Here is a 24,505-nt window from a genome sequence, read left to right on the forward strand (position 1 = left end):
TAATATAACCAGATGGAAGGCGTTGTTGATTTTAGTCGCTGGCAAAAAGAGCATGTCCGCACTCAAGAAGAGCTTTACCAACTCTATGCGGAAGTAAAAACATATTATCAAAACGAGCCTTTTTCGACCCATAGTGCCCGTATAGATAGACTCAAGTCTCTTAAACGGGCGTTGGTTGAAAACCAAGATGCTCTTATCGATGCATTAAATCTAGATTATGGTTCAAGAACTCGTTTCGACAGCCTAGTTTGTGATTTACTCCCAGCAATAATGCACATCAATTACACCATTAAACATCTCAAAAAGTGGATGAGATCGAGTCGGAGAAAGTCTGGTTTGTTGCTATTTCCATCTTCGGTAAGAGTCGAGTATCAGCCTCTTGGTGTGGTGGGGGTGATCGTCCCATGGAATTTTCCAATTGTTTTGAGCATTGCCCCAATTGTTACCGCCATTGCAGCGGGTAATCGCGTCATGGTTAAGTTAAGCGAGCATACTCCTCACACCAACCTTGTATTAAGTAATATCTTTACCAGTGTGGAGGGGCATATTTATCCAGTTGAGGGTGAAGCTGATATCTCAAGCTATTTTTCTAAGCTGCCTTTCGATCATCTTATTTTCACTGGCTCAACTCAGGTCGGGAAATTGGTTGCTCAAGCTGCGGCGCATAACCTGACTCCGGTTACCTTAGAGCTGGGGGGAAAGTCACCAGTCATCATAGATAATGACATCGATCTAAGATCTGCCGTGGATGCGGTATTACTTGGTAAATCGATTAATTCAGGGCAAATTTGCGTCTCACCAGATTACGTACTCCTGCCTAAAGGAAAAGAACAGACATTTGTTGATCTGTATCTTAAACGCTACCACGAGCTGTATTTGCAAAACAAGGATACGACTCAGATCACACATATCATCAACTCAGCTCAATATCAGCGGCTTAGCCGCATGTTAGAGGATGCTCGCGATCGAGGCGCTGATGTACACACAATTGAAAATGTTGCCTTGCAAGAGGGCCAGATGCTACCTCACCTTGTTACGGGTGTCACAGAACATATGCAGGTAATGCAGCAAGAGATCTTCGGCCCTATTTTACCTGTGATTGGCTATAACCACCTCTATGAAGCATTGAGCTACATTAATTTCAACCCCAGACCTCTCGCTCTGTATTTGATGTCAACTGATAGAGTTTTGCAGCGCCAAGTCATAGAGCAAACACACAGTGGCGGTGTTGCAATCAATGATTCCTTGCTGCAGGTTGCCATTGAAGATGCTCCTTTTGGTGGCATTGGAGCATCAGGTATTGGTCAATACCATGGGAAAGAGGGCTTTTTGACCTTTTCCAAAGCAAAAACGGTTCTGTATACACCAGCTTGGTTGCCAAGAAGCGCCACATTTCTTCGGTTTAGAAACACGGCTGAAAAGCTCCTCAGTTGGCTGTTTATTCGCTAGAAATTTATAATTTATATATATTTCAATGATTTTCATCTGTTGCATAGTGTTTTTGACTATCAATATAAAACTCAAAATAAACTTATCTTGTCATAGAGGCTTCAACGAAGTGAAACACAAATGTCACAATTGAGTCCTAAAGTTAGCATCGATCATGTGAAACAAAGTGGCAATGATGCCAACTAAGGAAATTGTGATGAAAAAGACAGTTATCGGTGCAATAGCACTTCTAGGTGCAATGGCAGTGACTTCCGTTTCTGCTAAGGAAACGATCTCTGCGGTAGGCTCTAGTAGCGTAACGCCACTGATGGAAGTTTTCTCAGAAACATACATGAAAACACACTCGAACGTGTTTATTGAAGTGCAAGGCCCAGGTTCATCCGCTGGTGTCAAAGCAGCAAAAAATGGCTCGGCAGATCTTGGCATGTCATCTCGCAACTTAAAAGCATCAGAAAAGGAACCTGAGCTTAAAGAGATGAAAGTTGCCATTGATGGGATAGCGGTTGTAGTTAACCCTAAAAACAAGCTGCAAGCTTTAACTGCTGATCAAGTTAGCGCTATTTACAAAGGCGAAGTAACTAACTGGAAACAGGTTGGTGGTGAAGACAAGCCTATCGTTACTATTACTCGAGACACGGCTTCTGGTACACGCGGCGCGTTTGAAGACATCATGAAGCTTACCAAAAAAATCTCTGGTACCAAGGTGTCGGCCATTTCACAGCGCGCGCAAGTGGCGAATGGCAATGGCGCACTGAAAACTATGGTTGCTTCAAACCCTTACGCTATTGGTTACATCTCTCTGGGCACTGTTGACAACTCAGTCCATGCTTTGCCAATTGATGGTGTAGAAGCTAATGTCGATAATGTGAAAAATGGCTCTTACAAAGTAGCTCGTCCATTCTTGGTATTGTACAAAGATGGTAAGCCTTCAGCTGAAACTCAGCAATTCCTAGACTGGATGCACTCTCCTGAAGCTCAATCTCTGGTTGAGAGTAATGGCTACATCTCAGTTCACTAATTATATTGATACTTTTATTGCTCAGCCTGCTTTGGGCTGAGCTTTTGCTTTACTTCGAGCAAACTTAGTTTGTAAGAAGGGTATGACGATTATGACCATTGCAACAAATAGTGACGAGCTTATGAATACTCAAGCGACTCAGTTACCCAAGCCACGTTTGCGCACTAAACGTCGCGTTGATGTGAAAGAGCGTATCTTTCATGGCTTATTTCTCACTAGTGCCGTGATTGGCATTGTATCTCTGGCGGTTATTGCCTACTTCATTGTTCAAGAATCCATTCCTGCCTTTGAGGAAGCTGGTGTCTCTGGCATTGTTCTTGGACAAAACTGGTTGCCCCCAGCACTTTATGGTGTGGCGACTATGATTGTCGCCTCTGTAGTTTCAACGTTTGGCGCTGTTTTAGTCGGCGTCCCTGTGGGTGTTTTGACCGCTATTTTTATCGCTGAAATTGCCCCAAAACGCCTTGCAGATGTTATCCGTCCTGCGGTAGAACTATTGGCAGGGATCCCATCGGTTGTGTACGGATTCTTTGGCCTTGTCATCATAGTACCTTTAATTCAAGATATTTTTGAGGTGCCAGCTGGGAATACCATTTTGGCAGGGATAATTGTTCTTGGCGTGATGATTCTTCCGACCGTTATTACTGTTTCTGAAACATCAATTCGCGCTGTGCCTCACACCTATAAAGAAGGCTCGTTGGCACTTGGCGCTTCCAAAATATTCACGATTTTTAAATTGCTTGTTCCCGCAGCGCGTTCAGGGATCATGACGGGTGTTATTTTAGGAATTGGCCGTGCGCTTGGCGAGACAATGGCCATCATTATGGTGATGGGTAATGCGCCTGCTATGCCGCAAGGTATTTTAGATTCAGCGCGTACTTTAACCGCAAATATCGCGATTGAAATGTCATATGCGAGCGGTGTGCATGCCAACGCTTTATATGCGACTGGCGTAGTGCTTCTGGTATTTATCATGATGCTAAATGCTGCACTGCTTTATCTCAATCGTGAAAAAGCCAAATAAGCGGACGAGGAAGTAATCATTATGGATCGCATCGCATTAAAACAACATCGCCAGTTTAAAGATAATATTCTAAACGCTTTAATCTGGACTGCTGCGGCATTGACCGTTGGATTTTTATTCTGGATCATCTGGTACATATTATCCAACGGACTCCAACACGTAGATTGGAACTTTATTACCGACAACTACACTCGTACAGGTGAAGAGCATGGCATCTTCCCTATGATTGTCTCCACGCTTTATATGGTTATCGCTTCGATTGCGGTTGCCGCTCCCATTGGGATCATGACGGCGATTTACCTTACCGAATACGCCAAGGTAGGTAGTAAGCTCGTTAAAGTGATTCGTTTTTGTACCGAGTCTCTCGCAGGCATACCTTCTATTATCTTTGGTTTGTTTGGTATGACTTTCTTTGTCGCTATTCTCGGACTGGGCTTTTCAATTCTTTCCGGTGCTTTGACCTTAAGCATTTTGATATTGCCGGTGATTATTCGTACTACAGAAGAAGCCTTGATGGCGGTGCCTCAGACTTATCGAGAAGGCTCGTACGGCCTAGGCGCTTCCAAGATTTATACCATTTGGCGACTTATTCTGCCAAGCGCTATGCCGGGGATCATTACTTCTGTTATTTTGAGTATTGGCCGAGTGATTGGTGAATCTGCACCGGTATTTTTGACCGCAGGCATGGTAGCTCGCATACCTGACTCGCTTCTTGATTCAGGTCGAACGCTTACTGTTCACTTATATAAGCTCACTACGGAATTATTTACTATTGAAGAGTGGAATCAAGCATACGGTACAGCGACAGTGCTGATTGTGGTGGTTCTTGTGATCAACATGATCACTAAGCTCATTGCGCGCCGATTTAACACGGCGAACTATTAGGCAACAGAGCGTTAAAGACCCATTTTAGATTTAAGAGATAAAGATCATGAACAAATTTGATATCGAAAATTTAGACCTGTTTTATGGTGACAATCAGGCACTCAAGTCGATTAATTTACCGATTCCTGTTCGCCAAGTAACCGCATTAATTGGACCATCTGGCTGTGGGAAGTCAACCTTACTTCGTTGTCTCAACCGCATGAACGACCTGATCGAAGGTGTGAAAATCACAGGTAAGCTGGATATGGATGGCGATGATATTTACGGCAATATCGATGTGGCAGATCTGAGGATAAAAGTCGGCATGGTATTCCAAAAGCCAAACCCATTCCCAATGAGTATCTATGAGAATGTGGCTTATGGCCTTAGAGCGCAGGGTATCAAGGACAAAAAACACATTGATCAGGTAGTTGAGCGCTCATTGCGCGGCGCCGCTTTGTGGGATGAGGTAAAAGGTCGGCTAAAGTCGCATGCGTTTGGTTTATCCGGTGGCCAGCAGCAGCGCTTATGTATTGCTCGTACCATTGCAATGGAGCCAGATGTTATTTTGATGGACGAGCCAACTTCGGCGCTTGACCCTATTGCGACCCACAAGATCGAAGAGCTGATGGAAGAGTTGAAAAAGAACTACACCATAGTGATTGTGACCCATTCAATGCAGCAGGCGCGCCGAATTTCAGATCGCACGGCTTTCTTCTTGATGGGTGAGCTGGTGGAGCATGACTCGACTCAGGTTATTTTCAGCCAGCCTAAAGATGATCGCACTAAGGGCTACGTGAATGGTGACTTTGGCTAAGTGCAGAGTAATAAGATTATCACTATAACAAAAAAGCGATGGTCTCTTGCCCCTCATTACGAGGGGCTTTTTTGTGGGTGACTATAGTTTTTAGGAGGAGAGAGTACTTCTGGCTTAGATAACTCAGTTTCTTGAATATTGGTGTCCCACTGATAATTTCTTAGTGGTGAGGCACTGCTGCTATTAACTTGACCAGTTTGGCTCCAGAGTCGATTGGGATAGAAGACATAGCCAAGTTTGAGCATGTCCTTGGCTAGCGTTTGTAACTCTTGCTGGTTGTTCGCGCCAACCACTTGTTCCCACGGGGTAAAAGCGGTAATGGGATAATCCAGCTCGGTCACAGGATTATCAACTTCACAGCCATGATGAATCACATGACTAGCGCCGGCCTTCTGATTGATTTCCTGTTTCACCTCTTGAGTAAGATGTGAAATTTTGCCTAGGTCAGCATCGATGATCCTACGCTCTTTTTGGGCAAGTGCGTTTTGTACTATTTTTACCATGGGCTTAAGCCGCGTTGGTTTGTCAGAACTAAATTGGCTTAGGTGTGGTGCAACACAAAAGAGATCATAGTCTGCAGTTAAGGGGACACTATTTGACGGCTCTGCCAATACCAAGAGTGGTTCTATTTTTTGTCCTTTAGTCATTACCCAATAGCCTTTTTTAAGGTGTGGCATCACTTTAAACATGGGTAGAATATCTGCGTGATACCGACGATAGAAACGTGCATACTCGCTAACAGGCATACGTTCATCCGGATAAAGAATAAAATCTTGGTGAGGCTTTCCATGACTGGTGACCTCAATGACCCCCTCACTTTTCGATATCACATGCAGCATTTGTTGTTTGATGAGGGACTGCAATCTTTCACCAGAGATCAGTAAAGGTACTGCTTTTGCATAGCTGTCACGTATAGACTCAGTAACTTTAAGGTTGAATTTCTCTATTTCTTCTTGGCCTTTGTGAACTAACTTACTGTAGGATTGATCGCAGCATATAAAGCCAGCTTGTGGGCCCCAATCCGAGGACTTGCCTTTTACATGCAAATCTTTGGTTGCGTAACCTTCTTCAATAAGAGCGGTAGAGAGCGAGTTCACAGGGCGAATCATGATAATACAGTCGTGTCGCGTTGCTGTGTTTATAATAATATTTTTGTGGGCAGGAACGATTCCCGATAGTTGAACCGCAGAGTCACCGAAATACATAATCGTTAAAATAGTGATGGATGATACAGGTTAATGTATCCAACGAGATGGCTATGAGCTTGGCAATTTCGCCCAATACTCATGTAATTTTAAACCAATGAAGAAAAATTAGGTTTTGTCACTCGAGTGAAGCAGGTCAATGCTGCCTTTGTTTCTGCAGATACAAAAAAGCCCCGATATTCGGGGCTAAGTACTCAATTGAGAGGGGATTAGGCGTTTTGTTTGTGCTTGGCTTTACACACAGCGGCAGTAAATACTACGTCTGTTGAGCTGTTTAGTGCTGTTTCAGCAGAGTCTTGTACAACACCAATAATGAAGCCTACCGCGACAACCTGCATTGCGATCTCATTTGGAATACCAAATAAACCACATGCCAGTGGAATCAATAGTAGTGAGCCACCCGCAACGCCAGATGCTCCGCATGCTGATACTGCAGCAACAATGCTAAGAAGCAAAGCGGTAAGGATGTCGATTTCGATACCCATAGTGTGTACAGCAGCTAGCGTTAATGTGGTAATGGTGATTGCAGCACCCGCCATGTTTATCGTTGCACCAAGCGGGATAGAGACAGAATAGGTATCTTCATCAAGCTGTAGTTTCTCACATAAGGCCATATTCACTGGAATATTTGCCGCGCTTGAGCGAGTGAAGAAAGCCGTAACGCCACTTTCGCGCAGACATTGGAACACTAGTGGGTATGGGTTTTCGCCAGTTTTAACCAACACAATAATTGGGTTCACAACTAAAGCGATGATAAGCATAGCGCCAAGTAAAACAGCCAATAGTTGTGCATAGCCTGCTAATGCATCAAAGCCTGTTGTGGCTAAAGTCGATGACACGAGACCGAAGATACCAAATGGCGCGAGACGAATGATAAAGCGTACGATTTGGGAAACGCCATGGCTAAGATCTTCAAACACGGCTTTGGTTGTTGAAGACGCGTGGTGCAAAGCCAAACCTAAACCAATCGCCCAAGCCAAAATGCCAATGTAGTTTGCATCCATTAGCGCATTAACTGGGTTATCTACGATCTTAAATAGCAGCGTATTCATGACTTCGCCAATACCTTGAGGCGGCGTCGCTCCCTCAGCACCAGACACGAGAGTTAACGTCGTTGGGAACATAAAGCTTAATGCGACAGCTGTCAGTGCTGCGGTAAAGGTACCAAATAGGTACAATACGACAATTGGGCGCATGTAAGTGTGTTGGTTCTTCTTCTGGTTGGCGATTGAAGCGGCAACAAGGATAAAAACAAGAATGGGGGCGACAGCTTTTAAAGCACCGACAAATAGACTTCCAAGTAAGCCAACACTTTGTGCGTATTCAGGAGATATGGTGGCAAGACCCACACCGAGAACAATACCGGCTAAGATCTGTAACACCAAATTTCCACGCGCAAAACGGGCAAAAATTGAGTTGTGTTGCATAGTTTTCCCTGCAATGAATTGTTATATAAATTTCACGTGATTTCAGTTTTCGCTAACTGACAGCGCTAATACTAGCGATTTGAAATAATGTGTCTAGGGTTAATTGGCGATTAGAATGAAAATTTGGGCATATGCATACTTGGTTACCCTAGGTTTATCGTTTAATGTATTGATAATTCGTTAAATTTATTTTAATAGATAAATCAAAGTTTCCGATTAGATTTATTATGTTAGGCTAGCTTCTAGCACACATTTCTTCCTCTTATATCTCTATATTTTCCTTCATTGACGTATACACCTTGATTACCTAGATAGCCTCCCAATAGACACAAGCCTGATGTATTTTTAATAGCTCCAAATATGCTGAAACTTTTGATATGGCTAGGGCTGTTTACCTTTTTTTGTATCTCTATTTTATTAAACTCATGAATGTTAAAGGTTTAATCTGTAAAATTAATTATTCACTCCGATTCATATTGAATTGTCCCGAATAGCATAAAGACGCAACGTCACCATTAGCGAGATATAAGGACAGTTCTATGCATAAGACAGCTATCATTTCGTCACCCCAAAGGAATCAGGCCCGTGAGAAATACGACCCTAAACAACTTGAGACCTTAATTGATTGTCCACCTATCATGGGAAATAGTGAGAATATAGTGAGGACAAAGCAGCAAATACTATATGCTTCACAGGCTAGCCTTCCGATTTTCATATATGGAGAAACTGGAACAGAAAAACGTGCAGTGGCACAAGCAATTCACAAAAATAGGTGTTTGACATTTGGTCGATTTGTGTGCGTGCCTGAGCAAATTGCAGGGTTTGATGAGTTTCAATTCCTTTTTAGTGAGAGTATCAAGAAAGCGGAGAACGGAACCCTATTTCTTGCAGAGGTTGACAAGCTAAGTGATAAAAATAAAGACTATTTAACTTACATTTTTTCCAATCGAGAGATATACAATCAGCTTGCCAAAGCTAATACTCAGTTGATTATTTCCAGTGAACATCTATTGACAGAACAAAAGCATTTCCTTTCTAAAACTTTCTCCAGTCATGCACCATTTTTAGAACTCAGCTTAGATCCACTTCGCGAGCGAGCACAAGACATCTCTCAATACATCGATTACTTCATGGAAAAATTTGGCTGTGGGAACCCTGCTAAAATCACACCCCCAGCCAAAGAGAGACTCTGCCAACTTTCTTGGCCTCAAAATGTTTATCAGTTGCAGAGGGTTATGGTATTTCTGGTTTCTTCTTGTACCTATCAAATTAGTGAGGAAGATATTGTAAACTTAGGTATACCTGAGTCGATAAAAGCATGTCCTGACCTAATTGACGCTCTCCTTACCAAAGATCTGGAAGTCTATCGCCATATTCACATTGGTTTGTATAAGGCCTTAGAATATTTGAGTAGGCATTTTTTGGATGATGTTTCTTTGCATGATCTTTCTAATGCCTGCTATACCAGCCCATCGCATCTGTCATTTTTATTTAGAGAGCATTTAAATCGCCCATTTAAAAGCATATTGGTTCAATTGAGAATGCAGCATGCGAAAGAATTAATTGCGAATTGTCCGACCATCAAAATTACCGATGTCTGTCTGCAATCTGGTTTTGGCGATCTGAGTCACTTTGAAAAAATGTTCAAACGTCATTTTGGCTCTACGCCGAGGAAATTCCGTGAGTCTCAGCGACAAGCTCATGCAAAAATGATTTCTTAATTCCCTTAAACAATCACCAAAACGGTCCTTTATAGGGCCGTTTTTTATGATTAATCACTGAGAAACACTTTGCCTAATTCACGCCGAATAGTGGGTTGATTCACCTGAGTTTATTTATTTTGGCTGTTACATACTGGATTTATAAAAGCAGCGAGGTGACCGCGTTCAGGATTGTCACAATCAAAGGAAACCACTATGTCAGACCCAGTATCACAATCTGTATCAGAAGCTACTTTGCTCACGGTTGGTATGTCATCAGCGAACGCTGCTGCCAATTTAATTAACACGGCCAACACTGCGCTTTGTCTCTCGCTAATGAATGCTGTCGCGAATCAGCAAGCAGGAAATATGACTCGTCAAACCTCGGCGATTCAGGCAAATACGGGAATTATGAGCACTGGCAGTGCGGTTCAAAGTGCCGTCGTGGAAAAGATTTTATAAATGCCAAAGCCTATTACATGCGGTGTGGCACACCGTGAACTACCTCTACAAAGCAAAGGAGACAACTATGCCAAACACTGTCGATAGTTCAGTGACCGACTCTGTCACGCAAGTGAACACTAAAGTTTTGGGTGATACGCCAGCATCAGCAATGGGAAATTTGATGTTGACAACTAGCCAAAGCTTGAGTGTGTCTGGTCAGAATGCGGCCACAGGTCAGCAGCAAGCGAATGTGATGCACCAAGCCGCGACTGTACAAGGAATCAACGCGCTGATGAACACAGGTAATGCAGTAACCGGTACGGTTACTGGCAACATTATCGACCGAGGATAATCTCGATAACTACATTTTAACCCACAGATAGAAAGGAAAAACCAATGCCAAACTACGTAAATGAAGCTATTACAGACTCAGTGACTCAAGTGAATACCAAAGTTATTGGGGATGTGCCCGCTACCGCGATGGGCAACTTAATGATGACCACAAGCCAGGCTTTAGGGATTGCGGCGCAAAACTTAACCACTGGTCAGCAGCAAGCTAATGTAATGTGGCAAGCTGCAACTGTACAAGGGATCAATGCATTAATGAACACGGGTAATGCAGTGACAGGTACCGTTTCCGGTCAGATTATTGATCGTGGTGACACTCGACGCTAATTCAAGCAGTAGGGGGGACGCCCCCTACATTGTTTCTATTGAGGAGGGCGTATCATGCTTAAAGATGAAACTAAGCAAACTTTCCATATCACAGATAAATCACTAGCTCAGTCAGGGGCGTTAGCCGTACAAGATGCAGCAAACTCTTTTAGAGATATGAGTACGCTACTGACAACTGCAAGTGGTGTTGCATTGGCTAATTTTATTGAATCTGGTGATGCTTCCTATTTGCAGGCGCTAGATAAAATTAACGAACAAGCAAAAGCGTCTAAAGAGAACTTTGTTGAACTCTACTCGCATGTCAATCAGGCACGAAAGAACATCTGACTAGAGAGCATGATAATGGATGAAAAAACTAACACAAATTCTGTTGATGAGAATGCACAAGATAACTATTCACTTGATGTGGTCGATACCATATTTGCTGATACCTTATCGCGTGGTATGCAAAACGCGATAGTGTCGCAGCAAAATGCTCAAATGGCATCATCGAGCTCCGTCACTCATGCTTGTGCAAGAATTTTGCAGGCTCAATCAAAACCTGAAGCAGCAATCGAAATAAACTCGGGAGAAAAGAAGCAGCCTATGCTGGAACAAAGTATTGATGTTCAATCTGATCTAACAAAAAAGGCTAGACCAAGTTCTAAACTTGTACTGCCTGTCGTTGGTGTGATTCTTTTATCTTTGTTTATTGCAGGCACAGTATGGCAATACATAGTGATATAAGGTGAAGAATATGACAGAAAAGCAAAATGAAAACATCGCCAAAGATGATTTAAACACTGAAAAAGGCCGCTATACACCAAGGCCTACAGATCAATTTGAGGCGCCGCAGTTCGATTTTGTACGTTTAAATACTCAGCTTAACCAAAACTTTGAGCAATTGAGTACACAGCTAGAAACCATGCATAAAGATTTGGCACAAGCACTGAGTGACAATATGACGTTTCTTACAGAAAAGATGAGCCAAGAATCAAATCATAACGTGTGAGTATCCACTAGCCTTCCTGGCAGAGCATAAATGTCTGTCAGGCTTTTTATGGTTCGCAATTTCAATCTTAAAATATGGAGCCGACTGGCTCCATGCCTTATCTGTTTTGTTCTATGATTTTTTCAACTTCGCACAGGTCAACCTCTGGCTTGAATTCTTTTTCTTGAGCACTTGGTTTAATCCAAGAAGGCTTTCTTTTAAAGCCAATATGATAGGCAACGGCCTCCAATACCACTTGATGTTCACCGATTCTGACCAGTGAAAAACTACGCTCTGTGCCTATAATTCTTCCTCGTGGTGAGGTTTGCAAATAGGTGTTGAGCTTATCAATTTTCAGTTGGTTTTCTTCTGGAGTTGGAATAGCGTCTGGTTGCGTTGAACCGACAATTATCCGTTCAACGTGACCAATATCAGTAATATCATAACAGGAGGTGACTCGATCTGACTTAAACATATTTGTCTCCTTTAGAAGGCACAACCTAGTTGTGCCATAAATTTAGGCCTGAGATTAGGTTTCCGCAGGAATCGGCATTATGCATTGATCAAGCATATCCAAAACGCGTGACAAGCCTTCAGGTGGAGGGAGCTGTTTAGCCATCACATTGACATCATATTTGGCTGAGTTATCACTTTTTCGGGTTGACTCTTTGCTCGATGAAATTGAACCGCTCATCTTGGCTTTCATTTTAAACAATCCAGCATTTAGCTCAGTTTCAACCTGGGTGCTGGCTTCCATTTCGTCTTTACTCGACTCAGAAAATGATGACTTTACTTCCATTGAGAAATTGATATCAACATCAGTGATCTGTAGAGAGGGAATATTAATGATCGACATTAAAGGCACTTCAACCTTATAAGTTTTTTGCTCGTTTCCTTCTTGTTGTTTAAATGAAAAGGGAACGGTACGTATTTCATACTTTGGGGTACTATTACCGTTCTGTTGAAAACAAACACGTTCAATAAAGTTGATAGTAGTACTTGCCAACATTTCCTGAGCGTTACAGGCCGCAGTCAGGGGCGCCCCAATAAGGTCTTCCATTGGTAGACCGCGGAATTGATCGGCGATGTTAAGTAGTTTTGAGTCTGGCATAGTTTGTCTCCTTAGATGAGTTTATATAGCTCGTTCATCAAACGCAGATACCCTTCAGAGGGTTCTCCATTTTCGAACTCGACTTCAATACTGGCCATGCGCGAACTGTTGTCGTTGTATAGGCTCGCCAGAATGTGCTTTTCCGCTTCTATCACCATGTTGTCAGTTTTGGTTCTTGTCTCTACTGGCGTAACTTCAACCAAGTCATCTAATCCTATTTCAAACTTAGTGTTCATTTGTTTGATTTTGAGTGGCGAAGGTTGGAATAAAGTAATGGTTGGAATGGAGATGGTTTTGTACGTGATGCCTTCAGAGGTCGAGGGGTTATCCATATCAGGGATTTTGGCTTCGATTTGCTTTGGTGTCCCATCAGGATTAAACCACTGCTGAAAAGAAGCGACTTGGGCATTATCTATTTGCTTTTGGGCTTCGGATGCTGAGCCTAGAATGGCTTCTACTAGAGCTTGAAGTGTGACTTGCTTTTTCATGTGCATAAGTTCCTCCTATTATTGCATGCATCATTATTGTCAAGCCTTAGAGAGTCTGTTGATTGGGGGAAGCAATGGCATTTTGCGGCAATGGTAGGATTATGGCGCATGTTTCCCCAAGTCCCTTGCAGTATTGCTCTTTACTCTATTTGAGCTAACCAAAGGAGGAGCTTATGACAGTTCGAGGAAGCACTTATCTTGAAAATGAAACTAAGAGGATTGAAGTTATCGCAGGAGAGCAAGAGCCTGCGGTTGTGACCTTTATCCCCACCCGCCGGTTTGATTCTGCGATTTTGACGATTGAGATGAAGGGAGACTTGGGTCACAACAATGAGTTCATCGATCTTTATGTCAATGGTAATAAAGCAGAAAGCTTAACCACTCATAATCATGACAAAACCTATCAAACTGTATTTAAATGCGATATTTCACAATGGGTGTTGAATTCTAGAGCGATCACATTGGAATTTATGCCCACGCGCTATGTGAATAAACTTTGGAGCTATGCATGGGCTGCAAATATCACCTTATCGTTAAGTGGTTTTGAAGTTTCAATCGATGGAGGAGAGCTAGTAGAAATGCTCACTCCAGCGGCGGCGAGTGCCAATCAGATGGTGTCGATAGGTCATGCACTGTCGACTTGTGCTCAAACTGCCAGTTTGAGTCAACAGCAAACCATGAGCCTTCAGTTTTCATCCAATACCTTGGGTGTTCAAACCATAATGTCAATTGGAACTGGTGTTGGTGGGACGGTTGCTGGAGGACTTGTTGGTGGTAGCGCTTAGAGTTCATTGAAATAAACGCCACCTTTTCATGGTGGCGTGATTAACGAGGCCAACTGATAGTACTAGAGTACATTGATGTATGGCTCAAACGTACTAACTAGGAACGGAAAACGATTCGTGACATCCACGGTTGAATACCAAGATTCTAATGCACTGGTTTTGCTGTCTTGGAAATTAAACACCACATAGACCAGCGTTCTCTCACCTGCATAATGGACACGAGCATCAATGCTTACCAGATGAATTGACTTTTGATTGCCTTCACTGCGCTGTCGATACATTTTCTCATAAAAGTCATATCCGTAACTAAGTAAGTAATTGAGTGCTCGTTCTTCATCCGTTGCTCCATTATTGTTTGCCAGCGATAAATAAAGCTCGATCACATGGGTCAGATCTCGACATGATTGGGGATTGTGTAGCTTGGGAATATGTTTCGCGATGTCATGAGCCGTCATTGAACGAAATTTTGTGATAGTCAGATTATCTAAACCACTAATATGTCCGTTTGATTTCCCGACAACCAACGCATTGATGGCTCTTTGCTGAGTCGATTTGGTATCGATTAACGTATTGATAAGCTGCTGCATGTTATACTCACTTGGCAACAATTTATAAAGTCGGTTGTGGTAAATATCTTCTAAATACCAATCCAACTCTCTAGCGAGGTATCGGCATCGACGTGTTTTTAGAACTTGTCGGATTAAAGCTTGGTCTTTGTCTTTATTGCGAGTAGCGCAGCCTGCTTTGAGAAGAGTGGTCGCGCAAGGCTCAACTTTTTGGCAATAGTCACTTTGGCTAATACCAACACCGTAGGCATCGATCCATTTGGCGTTGGCTCGAAACTCATTTTCGACGCTTTTGTCGGGCCAATCTGTGCCCACACAACCAAGGACGTATACATCACCAGCCAAATCCTGTAAACCAAAGGTAGAAGTAGTAGCGTGTTTTTGAATAACATGATTTGAATTGGATAAATGGTAGGGAATGATCATGCTCTCGCTCCTATTGGCTGTGGGGAATATAATCACTCAATGGTGAGTGTAGGTAAGGAAAAAGCTGACTCACGTCGACAGTGGCGTAATAGCTAAATTGTCTGCCACTGACACTGCGTTGGTAGTGAAAGATAACATCAACTAAGGTGTGTTCAGGTGCACTTTGGGCGATCCGGGTGTCAATGCGACGCAAAAACTCATGTTCCGTCTGACCGGCTGTTGTGCGTTCAGAAGACTTTTCTGTGACTTCACTATTGCGTATCGCGTAAATATCTGGGTAGCGAAAGGCCAAAAAGTTCTTCGCCCTTTCTGATTCAGTATTACCACGATTTTGTTTCACATTAAGTAGACGCAATAAATCGTTGATCGCTCTGCTTGTGGTGTTAATTCCCGCTCCTGTCAGTTTTTTCTCAACCGCCTCGTTGTCCGCATTGAAAGAAAACATATGTTTGCAGTGAACCTTGGGCAGTACAGACGCTTCTTCATTGCCGCTTTCGGTATAACCGAATTGTTCACCAATAATCACACACAAGTTGTGACTATTGCTTTGACTTTCATTTTGCTTCAAAAAGTGAATGAACTCATTAAGCTCCACCACACTATGTGGTTCAATGACATAGGTGTCTTGTTCATCAACTGATAGTACCCATTTAGCATTTTCTGCTAAGTAGCGATATGGACGAGTCTTACGGCTTAAATAAGCGCTATCGTCACTTTCTTTGCCAGCTTCATAACCAAAAATAGTACCGTAGTCGTGGGGTGAGATAGATTGATTGGTTATGGCTGATAGCTCTTGTGCTGCCGCTTCACACTCTTTTTCGAGACCTTTGTTAGCAAATTCCACCCGCAGTTTACCTGCCACATATATAGCAATGGGCGCTAACGGCATTTCTTCATCAGGAGCGACAGTTTCACTTGGCGTGGCTTCACGCTGAACAACCGTATTGTCAGGGGCTGGTTCAATCAGCGTAGTGCTGATTTGGTCTGAATGACTGCTAGAGTTTTGTGGTGATGATGACATAAGTCCTTCCTTATTTATGAGTTGCATCATCGGATAAGAATAAAGACAATTGGTAAACTTTATTCGGGTTAATAAATGAAGTATTCATGGAAATAAATTAACCATGTTCAATTCTTACTAAGTAATAATATATCCTTGTTTTTTGGTTTTTTACCCTGAGTAATCATAGACTCCTTTTATATAGTTAACATATTGACTTAATAAAAATGCTTTTGCTATGGAAAGAAAAAAAACTTATATAGAGAGTATTAAACCATTACCAAGTAAACTAAGGCGAAATATGGAAAAGCTAACGGGAGTAAACTTAAAAAATGTCAGAGTGTATTATAACTCTGATAAACCGGAGCAAGTTCAAGCTCATGCTTATGCCCAAGGGCAAAGTATTTATATTGCACCAGGTCAAGAACAGCACTTACCACATGAACTCGGCCATATAGTGCAACAAGCTAAGGGAATGGTAAAACCGACAGTCAATATTAATGGTTTGGAAATTAATGATGACCCCTGGCTGGAGGAACATGCAACTGAATTAGGGAATATAGCATCCAATAGATTCTAACTTATTAACTTTTCTAATCTTTTATATGACGTTCATTTATAAAATAACAGGATTTCATATTACTTTAAACTAATAATATTTATACCATTCAACATTTTATTATATTTAGTATATTTGGAGTGAGAATATGAATATCCATATTGCATTAATGCAATGCTGTTCTTTAATTCATCTTAGATTGGAACAAGGTTTCCAATATGACGATCAAGATAATAGAAATTTTTCTTTTGATGAGTTTTCGGAGCTTTGCCAAGATCGGCCTTGTTCTAGCCAATATCTTAGTGTTCGTAAAATCGCCACTTGCTTGGCGCTTATTCCCTATCTTCAACCTGATGCTTTTGAAATTCTGATGCAGCCAAATGAACATACCCATCGTTTATATATGGAATTTGGGCTAGTGGAAATTGAAGGCATAGTGTGGGCAACAGGTCAAACGTTAGCATTTTTGCTTGGTGAGAATAGAGTTGAGCATCGGCAGCAAGTGTTTCAATGGCTGTCAGGTATCAACGAATCTCAAGCACACGATCTGTTCGATTTGGACTTGATTTCAGAAGCTTGCCCACTGATGTGGCAAGCACTGATCTTAAGACCTGACGTGCTAAACCGATATTTGTTGGGAGACAATGCAAAGCCACCGATAGTGGTCAACAACCTTGCCAGTTTATTGACTACACCACTAGAGTGGAATGCTTTGATATTGCCAGAGTCTGTCTATGCAGAGCTGGATGAAATTGACCTTTGGTTAGAACACGGTTCTAACTTGGGAAAAGAGTGGCAATTGGAAGGGAAGTTAAGGCCTGGATTTCGAGCCTTGTTTTATGGCCCCCCAGGCACAGGAAAAACGTTGACGGCGACCTTACTAGGTAAACGTACTGAACGGCCAGTATATCGGGTTGATATTGGCGCTGTAACATCCAAATATATTGGTGAAACTGAAAAGAATCTCGAGCAGGTTTTTTCCATGGCAGAGAAGCACAACTGGTTGCTTTTTTTTGATGAAGCGGATGCATTATATGGTAAGCGGGTACAAACCAGCGGTGCGAACGACCAGTTTGCTAACCAGAACGTTGCCTACCTACTGCAACGAATTGAATCCTTTTCTGGCATTATTATTTTGGCTACCAACTTACAGGATAATCTTGATGATGCTTTTTTTCGTCGTTTTGAAACTACAGTTTATTTTGTTAAACCAGACGAAAAAGTGCGTCTAGCACTCTGGGAAAATGCGCTACCTGACAGTGATCGTGTCGATCCTGAGATATCACTTTTGAACTTGGCTCGTGATTATGAGTTAACCGGAGCAGAGATCATTAATGTGGTCCGTTATGCAGCGCTTAAGGCATGCAGTAAAGGCTCTAGATGGTTGCTAAAGAGTGATATTGAAGCGGGTATAGCGCGTGTTAAGCGTTTGCAAAATGGTTTAGACAGTAACCTCGCTCGTCACTCATTTTTCTGAACTGGACTATGCTAAAGCGCCTAAACCTGAGATATCAGGTTTAGGCCGCGCTGTGTTGATAATGAATTGATGATGGTTATAGTGATGCAGCGGATTTTTTGAGTTGGTCATACAGTATCTTCCGATTACTTTTATCGGCAAAGGCAGTAGCTTTTGATGTATAGACTTGACGCTTGGTGTCAAGGTTAAGCAGCCTTGCTTGACCGGTCGTTCCCCAAAAGGCATTGACTAAGTTGCGATCTTCTACAGGCATTTGATGCAGTTCAAAAGAGCGATAACGAACCAAGCGTGTAGACGAAGGGGGAAGCTCTGAGGATGTTTGAAAATCAAGCATCTCAAGTTTTATATCAACATAGTTATTGCCATTAATTGTAGCGCGTATCAAACCAATAGGGCGAAGTGCTGCTCCCACCCGACCATTATTGGTCGCGACAGCGTCAACTTCAAAATAACTATAAAGATCTCGCTGTTCACTCTGGATTTTGTTGAGCTGAACATCAATGCCACGCATGTTATCACGCAGCTTATCAAGCCTAACATCATTGGCTGCGATAACCTCTAACAGATCTTCTTTCAAATCGGACAGCAGAAACTCCAACGCAGGGACATTAAGTTTAGGTGCTTTACCTGATTTGAACGTCATATCGGAGTAATTTCTAGTGATAGAAAGCACCTCATGTTCATAGTAGGCAGCTTCGTCATCATCGATGTAGGAGCTCAGCCCCCAGCTTTTCATCTCACCCACACGAAACTCTATTAATTGAAACTCAAGGTTATCGGTGGTCAGATAGGCGTCAATAGTTTCAATATAATGTGAAAGTTGACGTTTTGTTTCTGCGATATTTTTAAGATCAATTTTTGCTTTTTTGTACGCTTGGATGAGCGTATCTACATCGAATGTTGGGTAACGAATTTTATCGCCGCGTTCGCCATTGGCTTCAACTTCGTAAAAAAGTGCTTCATCAATGTAGGGTTTGAGTAGCTGGAGCTCTTCTGTCGATAGTGCTACGCGGTAATCATCTGAATGAATACGGCGAATTTCACCTATTTCAATCTCAATGTCCGAAGTTTCTACGAAATAAATTTGCCAGATTGGAATGGCTGCTGCGGACAAAAAGCCGATGACCGCGACACCAATCGGTTTGATATGGGAGCGCAGTCTTTGTTTGATGTTTTCAAGACTCATATGTTTGAATCCTATTCAGCACAATACTTATTGTAAGCGGCAGCGAGCTTTTCATCGTAGTGATTCTGAGCAAAGCCTGAGCCATTGTAGTGTAGAGCGAATTGAGACCAGTTGTGGGTTTGTATTGCATCAAGTAGTGTCACATTTGACTTAATAAAATTCGTGAAGGCTCTGAGGTGATTTGCTTCGGACAAGAATACGTCACGAACATAAGCCTCGATATTATCATAGCCTGCCGCTTGATGGTTAAACCCCATGATTTGGTAGCGGCCAAAAGAGGTCGACATCAGTGCAGCGTATCTATCTAGCTCCATGGCTTGTTGCAATCGCAGATATTCACTCTCCCCCCCATTGTATAAAGATGGATTCCAAGCTTTGCTAGACAAGTTTGGATACGAATCATCAAATACTCGCTGGGTGTATTTTGAAAACTGATGAGCTTCAAATAAAATTTTAGGTCTGAGTGATCTCAAAAAGCCACTACCGTTTGATTCGACTTCGGAGACGGCTTTGATGGCTGCGATATCGCAGTCAAGCGCTTTAGAAGCAAGCAGATAATCTTGCTGGCTCAAGCCTAAAGCTGGCTCAATGGAAGGCAGAAATAGACTGGAAACTTTGTCCGTACACATGCAGTTGAGTTGCTTATGAGTCTTTCCATTTACATCGACACGATAGTCCGGTTTTTTAAAGCAAAGTACGGATGTTTGAAAAAGTCCGATAGCCTGGCAAGTGGGGGAAAGTTCAAGGTTGTCCTTAATCTTGCCGTCAATGGCAAGAAGTGGTTTTAGGTGAATTTTATTCGCGAGGCTATTAAGCATAGTTTGGATCTTTTTGACGTCCTCAGGACTGTTGTAAGCTTTGTTTCCAACCGAGTTTTGAATAGATACAGATGTCATAGGTATGTCCCTTTATTATTTACTTTCAGTAAGATTGTACTTAGTCGACTGTTGTGAACCTTGGGCTTATCTATGTTTAATTGGTGGTTTTGAGTGGACGTGTTATTGGATGAAATTACCAATTGCGAGCGCTTAATTTTGTGGGTATGAGCGAATTGGGTATACACTTAAAACATGACTAAATTTACGGCTTGGATTGATGTTATGGCAAAACAACAGCCCCAAGAACCGGAAGATATAGCGGATCTTAAACCCGCTCAAGAGGAGCAAGAGGTACAATCACCCACTCCGGAAAGTGTTCAATATGGTGAAGACGTTTTCAGTGATGTTAAACCACTGAGCGAAGTTGTCTTCTTTATCATGACCCCAACAGGGAAAATATTTAAAGGTAAAACCAAATATGTGGGCCTTCATTCCAATAATTTTATGTTGCTTGAAACTCCTAATGCGTCGCCAAAAGAACTCGCTGTGTATTTCCAGCGTGGATTTCCTATCAAAGCCTGTGTGATTTCTGAATCAGGAGGTGGTGCTCGAATTTATTTCAAAAGTAAGGTTGAAGATGTTATTGCTGCCGGAGAAAACAGCCTTTTTCTGATCTCTCTTCCTTTGGCAACTCAAGTTACTTCTGGTTTGAGAGAAAGTGCCCGTCTGGAGCTAGCTCTAGATGGTATACTGGCTCCTACCAGCCATAACTTTAGCTGTCAGGTACGAGATATTTCGAGCCATGGCTGTCTTGTGGTTTTGGAACGTGATTTAGCTAAACACAGAGTCGGTGACGTTATTTCTTTGCGTATTGAAGATAAAAGCGGTGAAGAATTGGTGTCTTCAGAAGTACTTGAAGCTGTGGTTCGTAATGTTAAAACAACAGGTCGTTATAATAAGATTGGGGTAAAGTTTGAGGAAACTAGCCTTGAGCCGGTGGCAAACTTGATTGATAACTTACACTTTTGTCGAATGAGCCAAAAGTTCACATTATAGCCATGGATTGTTAAAGCATAGCTATCAAGCCCGACTCAAGATGAATCAAGCTTGATGACGGCTAGCCGATAGCGAACTATAGTACTATTTTACTAAAAACCCTTAATATTTTCCGCCTCTAATTCAGCAAAATATTTCACGGTTTTGACTTTCAATTCTTGAGTCGAAGGCTCGTCACACACAATCACAGATTTAGGGTGAAGCTGCAGCGCAGACACTGTCCAAAGATGATTAACGCATCCTTCAACAGCGGCTTCTAGTGCAAGTGCTTTGTTATGCCCAGTCACTAATATCATGATTTCTTCAGCGTCGAGTAGTGTGCCTACACCTATGGTTAGCGCGTATTTCGGAACCTGATTGATATCACCGCCAAAGAAACGAGAGTTAGCAAGACGAGTATCTTCAGTCAGCGTTTTTATTCGGGTTCTAGAAGATAACGAGGAAGCAGGCTCATTAAAGGCGATATGTCCGTCATTGCCGACGCCACCCATGAATAAGTTGATGTGGCCATAAGATTTTATTTTATCTTCGTAGCGCTGACATTCCTCTTCGTGATTGACGGCGTTTCCATCCAAGAGGTTGATATTTTTCTCTTGAATATCAATATGTTTAAAAAAGTTGTTGTACATAAATGAGCGGTATGACTCTGGATGATCGGCGGGTATACCTATGTACTCATCCATGTTAAAGGTAACTACGTTTTTGAAACTTATCTTTCCTGCTTTATACAGATCTATCAATGCATTATAAGTTGCTAGCGGCGTACCGCCCGTTGGAAGTCCAAGCACAAAAGGGCGTGTTTCTGATGGGTTAAATTGATGAATGCGCTTGGCAATATGTGCTGCAGCCCACTGACCGACTTGAGCTGCATTGCGTAATGGGATGAGTCTCATTGATAACCTCTGATGAAAAATACTAGCACTTTGATTTGTTATTTTTCATTATAAAATAAGATCTAGTTCTAGGCTATCGTTTTCCATCAATATTGCTCATATTTTGATTTTATTGAATTTTAAATACATCTTTATGAACGGTTTTACTGGTAAAACTTTCCATCGAGAAATAAGAGCTAATATTTGATCTTGAGGGCGATTTTTCACTTTATTCATCAACTAATCCTAAGAGTACTGTACACTTAGATAACAAAGGTAAATGCACCAAGCCTCAGGATAATCTGGGCTTATACAAATAAAACCGTTTTGAATTATATGTGAAGAAAGTAAGCTGATGAATTTGATAGGGATCGCGATTGGCGCAACGGGTTTGTTATTACTGGGCACCTTCATATGGATGCTTGTATTACAAATGCGTAAAAAGAGAATAGAGCAAGAGCGCGTAGAGCGTGGCATTGCCAAGCGCAAAGCACTGGAAAAAAATCGCCAGCAAGAAGAGAAAGATCGCGTCAAAAAAGCCGAAGGTGGAGATATACCAACGATTTTGTTCCTCGCTAAAGAAGCTGAGCGGATGAACCAGAAAGATGCAGTTTACTGGTATACTAAAGCGGCTCAACTTGATAACACCACAGGTATGTTCGGAATTGTTCGTCTTAGTGAGAAACTCAACGATGTAGTTTTAAAAGAACAAGCAAAATTTTGGCAAGTGTGTATCCAAGCTCAAGAAGGTAGTATGCCTCATAAATTTGAGATGGCGACTGCACTCTTTAATGGTTTGGGTACAGAGCAAAATGTGGAGAAGGCCGTTCAGGTCATGCGAAATGCTGCAGATAGTAACTATGTCGAAGCTCAGCTATTTTTAGGTGAATGGTTCGTATCACCCAGAAACCCAGAGCCTAATCCAAGCCTGTCGACTCAGTACTACCAAAAAGCAGCTGCGATGAGAAGCAATGAAGGGCGTTTAAAGCTTGGTCAAAACTATCTGAATGGGATTGGTGTTGCACCTAATTTCCTCAAAGGCTGTTACTGGATGGAGCGGGCTGCTGAAAAAGGGCATACTGAATCCATGTATCAAGTCGCTGAGGCATGGATGAAAAGGCCACCTGATGGAGAATGTGTGGCTTATATCTGGTTGTTTGTTGCTGCTCATCTTGGCCATAAACAAGCGGCAGGGCTTCGTGATCAAATCGCTCTGACTATTGGTGTTGATACCGTTGTGGGTTTGCAATCTCTTGCTAAGCCGATCTTGAAGAAAATTCGTGAGAATAAGGTGGGTAAGCACTCGGTAATTAAAGCCTTAAATAAGCTCTATAAGCGGGGTATTATCCTAGAAGATCAAGAAGCTTTGCAGGAACTAGATCTTGATACCGATACTGAAGCGCTTCAAGATACTGTATCTACAGAACCGGCGAGTGATGAAGCTTCAGCTAATGCGCCGTCTTCTGATCAGAACCTTGATTTTACTCAGTCAAATATAGATAAAGCTTAGCGGTTTATTACTCCGACATTGGTGTTTTTTATGACCAAACATTTACAGTATTACAAACCTACCTTCTTGATTTACATTTATTAATAAATGGTAACTTTTGATTGATTATTATCGCTAATTCGCTCACATTAGGCGAAAACAATAGCGAGGTAACCAATGTCTACAGCGAGCTTTGTACGCTTAATTTGTCTTGCTGCCATTTGGGGCAGTTCTTTTCTCTTCATGAAGATTTCGACTTTTACCTTTGGCCCAGCATTTCTTATTGAGTTTAGAGTTGGTTTTGCCGGGCTTAGTTTGTTTCTGGTTTCTATTTATTTGCGTAAAAAGCTAGCGTTTTTGGATAACTTTAAGCATTTCATGATAATAGGCTTATTTAATTCAGCGCTACCATTTTTATTGTTCGCCTATGCAGCTCAAACTCTTAACGCCTCAACTCTTGCAGTGCTTAACTCTACGGCGGCGATCTGGGGAGCTTTAATAGGTGTGTTTTGGCACAAGACTATTTTGACACTAAAAGCCTTCATTGGTATGGGTTTTGGAGTCATTGGTGTCGCTGTACTGGTTGGGCTAGATGCGGTAAATATAGGTATAGATGCGACTTTGCCAATTGCTGCAGGTGTGATGGCTGCTTGCAGTTATGGTTTAGCAACCAACTATACCAAAACAGCGCCAAGTATTGATTCCTTTGAAAATGCGCATGGCAACATGTGGGCTGCGGTGCTTTGGATTTTGCCTTTGCTTCCTTTTGTACCTATGCAAGGAGAGCCCTCCATCAAAGAAATGTGGTCAGTATTGGTGTTAGGAGTTCTGTGTACAGGTGTCGCCTATTTACTTTACTTCAGATTAGTTGTTGATGAAGGGGCCTCTTCCGCGCTGTCAGTGACATTTTTGGTCCCTGTATTCGGTATTCTGTGGGGTGCGCTTATTCTTGATGAACCTATAGGATTGAATACTTTTGTCGGTACATTTCTAGTTCTATCGGGGACTGTGTTAGTGACTGGGTTTTCACCTGCTCAACTTATTCGGAAAAGACAAAAGATTGAGCAGGTATAGTTATC

General features: G+C 42.1%; 28 protein-coding genes. 18 read left to right on the forward strand and 10 right to left on the reverse strand.

Annotation, left to right across the window (positions count from 1 at the left end):
- Nucleotides 1-12 precede the first annotated feature (12 nt).
- The 5 genes from FIV01_RS18860 (at nt 13) to pstB (ending at nt 5,172) form a co-directional block, all read left to right on the forward strand.
- A complete protein-coding gene (locus tag FIV01_RS18860) occupies nt 13-1,449 on the forward strand; it encodes a coniferyl aldehyde dehydrogenase (protein WP_152432496.1) in 1,437 nt (478 codons plus the stop codon).
- 196 nt (nt 1,450-1,645) lie between these two features.
- Nucleotides 1,646-2,467, forward strand: a complete 822-nt coding sequence (locus FIV01_RS18865; RefSeq protein WP_152432497.1) for a phosphate ABC transporter substrate-binding protein — start codon at nt 1,646-1,648, stop codon at nt 2,465-2,467.
- A gap of 91 nt (nt 2,468-2,558) precedes the next feature.
- The gene (gene pstC, locus FIV01_RS18870) at nt 2,559-3,491 is read left to right on the forward strand and encodes a phosphate ABC transporter permease subunit PstC (RefSeq protein ID WP_152432498.1); all 933 of its coding nucleotides are present in this window, start codon (nt 2,559-2,561) and stop codon (nt 3,489-3,491) included.
- A 21-nt stretch (nt 3,492-3,512) separates the two neighbouring features.
- Nucleotides 3,513-4,376 carry a phosphate ABC transporter permease PstA gene (gene pstA, locus FIV01_RS18875; RefSeq protein WP_152432499.1) on the forward strand — a complete coding sequence of 288 codons (864 nt, stop codon included), beginning with the start codon at nt 3,513-3,515 and terminating at the stop codon, nt 4,374-4,376.
- 46 nt (nt 4,377-4,422) lie between these two features.
- Complete coding sequence (gene pstB / locus FIV01_RS18880) at nt 4,423-5,172, forward strand: phosphate ABC transporter ATP-binding protein PstB (RefSeq protein ID WP_152432500.1); 750 nt, start codon at nt 4,423-4,425, stop codon at nt 5,170-5,172.
- Between the two features lie 56 nt (nt 5,173-5,228).
- Here pstB and FIV01_RS18885 read toward each other — a convergent pair whose 3' ends face one another.
- Nucleotides 5,229-6,377, reverse strand: coding sequence for an anthrax toxin-like adenylyl cyclase domain-containing protein (locus FIV01_RS18885; protein WP_152432501.1), 1,149 nt, complete (start codon nt 6,375-6,377; stop codon nt 5,229-5,231).
- A gap of 209 nt (nt 6,378-6,586) precedes the next feature.
- On the reverse strand, nt 6,587-7,804 hold the full coding sequence (gene sstT / locus FIV01_RS18890) for a serine/threonine transporter SstT (protein ID WP_114784059.1): 1,218 nt from the start codon (nt 7,802-7,804) through the stop codon (nt 6,587-6,589).
- A 539-nt stretch (nt 7,805-8,343) separates the two neighbouring features.
- On the opposite strand from sstT, the gene FIV01_RS18895 reads away from it, so the two are divergent.
- The 7 genes from FIV01_RS18895 (at nt 8,344) to FIV01_RS18925 (ending at nt 11,614) form a co-directional block, all read left to right on the forward strand.
- Complete coding sequence (locus tag FIV01_RS18895) at nt 8,344-9,525, forward strand: AraC family transcriptional regulator (protein ID WP_152432502.1); 1,182 nt, start codon at nt 8,344-8,346, stop codon at nt 9,523-9,525.
- 195 nt (nt 9,526-9,720) lie between these two features.
- Nucleotides 9,721-9,966: a RebB family R body protein gene (locus FIV01_RS18900; protein ID WP_152432503.1), complete on the forward strand. Its 246-nt coding sequence runs from the start codon at nt 9,721-9,723 to the stop codon at nt 9,964-9,966.
- A 67-nt stretch (nt 9,967-10,033) separates the two neighbouring features.
- Nucleotides 10,034-10,300: a RebB family R body protein gene (locus FIV01_RS18905; protein WP_152432504.1), complete on the forward strand. Its 267-nt coding sequence runs from the start codon at nt 10,034-10,036 to the stop codon at nt 10,298-10,300.
- 44 nt (nt 10,301-10,344) lie between these two features.
- Entirely contained in the window at nt 10,345-10,623 is a 279-nt protein-coding gene (locus tag FIV01_RS18910) for a RebB family R body protein (RefSeq protein ID WP_152432505.1), read from the forward strand.
- Between the two features lie 54 nt (nt 10,624-10,677).
- Nucleotides 10,678-10,950 (forward strand): hypothetical protein, encoded by a 273-nt coding sequence (locus FIV01_RS18915; RefSeq protein WP_152432506.1) that lies wholly within the window; start codon nt 10,678-10,680, stop codon nt 10,948-10,950.
- Between the two features lie 15 nt (nt 10,951-10,965).
- Nucleotides 10,966-11,349 (forward strand): RebB family R body protein, encoded by a 384-nt coding sequence (locus tag FIV01_RS18920; protein WP_172971880.1) that lies wholly within the window; start codon nt 10,966-10,968, stop codon nt 11,347-11,349.
- A 10-nt stretch (nt 11,350-11,359) separates the two neighbouring features.
- Entirely contained in the window at nt 11,360-11,614 is a 255-nt protein-coding gene (locus FIV01_RS18925) for a hypothetical protein (RefSeq protein ID WP_152432508.1), read from the forward strand.
- 97 nt (nt 11,615-11,711) lie between these two features.
- Here the strand turns inward: FIV01_RS18925 and FIV01_RS18930 are convergent, their stop codons facing one another.
- Genes FIV01_RS18930 through FIV01_RS18940 form a run of 3 tightly spaced genes read right to left on the reverse strand, consistent with a single transcriptional unit; the run spans nt 11,712 to nt 13,198 of the window.
- On the reverse strand, nt 11,712-12,068 hold the full coding sequence (locus tag FIV01_RS18930; RefSeq protein ID WP_246210481.1) for a hypothetical protein: 357 nt from the start codon (nt 12,066-12,068) through the stop codon (nt 11,712-11,714).
- Between the two features lie 54 nt (nt 12,069-12,122).
- Complete coding sequence (locus FIV01_RS18935) at nt 12,123-12,704, reverse strand: DUF2589 domain-containing protein (RefSeq protein WP_152432509.1); 582 nt, start codon at nt 12,702-12,704, stop codon at nt 12,123-12,125.
- Nucleotides 12,705-12,715: 11 nt separating this feature from the next.
- Nucleotides 12,716-13,198, reverse strand: coding sequence for a DUF2589 domain-containing protein (locus FIV01_RS18940; RefSeq protein ID WP_152432510.1), 483 nt, complete (start codon nt 13,196-13,198; stop codon nt 12,716-12,718).
- Between the two features lie 167 nt (nt 13,199-13,365).
- On the opposite strand from FIV01_RS18940, the gene FIV01_RS18945 reads away from it, so the two are divergent.
- Nucleotides 13,366-13,977 (forward strand): RebB family R body protein, encoded by a 612-nt coding sequence (locus FIV01_RS18945; protein WP_152432511.1) that lies wholly within the window; start codon nt 13,366-13,368, stop codon nt 13,975-13,977.
- Nucleotides 13,978-14,039: 62 nt separating this feature from the next.
- On the opposite strand, the gene FIV01_RS18950 is transcribed toward FIV01_RS18945, so the two are convergent.
- Nucleotides 14,040-14,969 (reverse strand): cyanobactin maturation protease PatG family protein, encoded by a 930-nt coding sequence (locus tag FIV01_RS18950; protein ID WP_152432512.1) that lies wholly within the window; start codon nt 14,967-14,969, stop codon nt 14,040-14,042.
- Between the two features lie 10 nt (nt 14,970-14,979).
- The gene (locus FIV01_RS18955) at nt 14,980-15,990 is read right to left on the reverse strand and encodes a cyanobactin maturation protease PatG family protein (protein WP_152432513.1); all 1,011 of its coding nucleotides are present in this window, start codon (nt 15,988-15,990) and stop codon (nt 14,980-14,982) included.
- A gap of 217 nt (nt 15,991-16,207) precedes the next feature.
- On the opposite strand from FIV01_RS18955, the gene FIV01_RS18960 reads away from it, so the two are divergent.
- Complete coding sequence (locus FIV01_RS18960; protein WP_152432514.1) at nt 16,208-16,549, forward strand: eCIS core domain-containing protein; 342 nt, start codon at nt 16,208-16,210, stop codon at nt 16,547-16,549.
- A 127-nt stretch (nt 16,550-16,676) separates the two neighbouring features.
- Nucleotides 16,677-18,005, forward strand: coding sequence for an ATP-binding protein (locus FIV01_RS18965; protein ID WP_152432515.1), 1,329 nt, complete (start codon nt 16,677-16,679; stop codon nt 18,003-18,005).
- Between the two features lie 76 nt (nt 18,006-18,081).
- Here the strand turns inward: FIV01_RS18965 and FIV01_RS18970 are convergent, their stop codons facing one another.
- Together FIV01_RS18970 and FIV01_RS18975 are read right to left on the reverse strand one after the other, a co-directional pair.
- Nucleotides 18,082-19,191 (reverse strand): hypothetical protein, encoded by a 1,110-nt coding sequence (locus FIV01_RS18970; RefSeq protein ID WP_152432516.1) that lies wholly within the window; start codon nt 19,189-19,191, stop codon nt 18,082-18,084.
- 11 nt (nt 19,192-19,202) lie between these two features.
- Nucleotides 19,203-20,087 (reverse strand): N-acetylmuramidase family protein, encoded by an 885-nt coding sequence (locus tag FIV01_RS18975; RefSeq protein ID WP_152432517.1) that lies wholly within the window; start codon nt 20,085-20,087, stop codon nt 19,203-19,205.
- Nucleotides 20,088-20,261: 174 nt separating this feature from the next.
- Between FIV01_RS18975 and FIV01_RS18980 the strand changes: the two genes are divergently transcribed.
- Entirely contained in the window at nt 20,262-21,065 is an 804-nt protein-coding gene (locus tag FIV01_RS18980) for a PilZ domain-containing protein (RefSeq protein ID WP_246210485.1), read from the forward strand.
- A gap of 92 nt (nt 21,066-21,157) precedes the next feature.
- On the opposite strand, the gene nagB is transcribed toward FIV01_RS18980, so the two are convergent.
- Entirely contained in the window at nt 21,158-21,958 is an 801-nt protein-coding gene (nagB, locus tag FIV01_RS18985) for a glucosamine-6-phosphate deaminase (protein WP_152432519.1), read from the reverse strand.
- Between the two features lie 334 nt (nt 21,959-22,292).
- On the opposite strand from nagB, the gene FIV01_RS18990 reads away from it, so the two are divergent.
- Together FIV01_RS18990 and FIV01_RS18995 are read left to right on the forward strand one after the other, a co-directional pair.
- Nucleotides 22,293-23,447 carry a tetratricopeptide repeat protein gene (locus FIV01_RS18990; RefSeq protein WP_152432520.1) on the forward strand — a complete coding sequence of 385 codons (1,155 nt, stop codon included), beginning with the start codon at nt 22,293-22,295 and terminating at the stop codon, nt 23,445-23,447.
- A gap of 156 nt (nt 23,448-23,603) precedes the next feature.
- Nucleotides 23,604-24,500: a DMT family transporter gene (locus tag FIV01_RS18995; RefSeq protein ID WP_152432521.1), complete on the forward strand. Its 897-nt coding sequence runs from the start codon at nt 23,604-23,606 to the stop codon at nt 24,498-24,500.
- Nucleotides 24,501-24,505 lie beyond the last annotated feature (5 nt).

Origin of the sequence: Vibrio aquimaris (assembly GCF_009363415.1) — a bacterium.
Lineage (GTDB): Bacteria > Pseudomonadota > Gammaproteobacteria > Enterobacterales > Vibrionaceae > Vibrio > Vibrio aquimaris.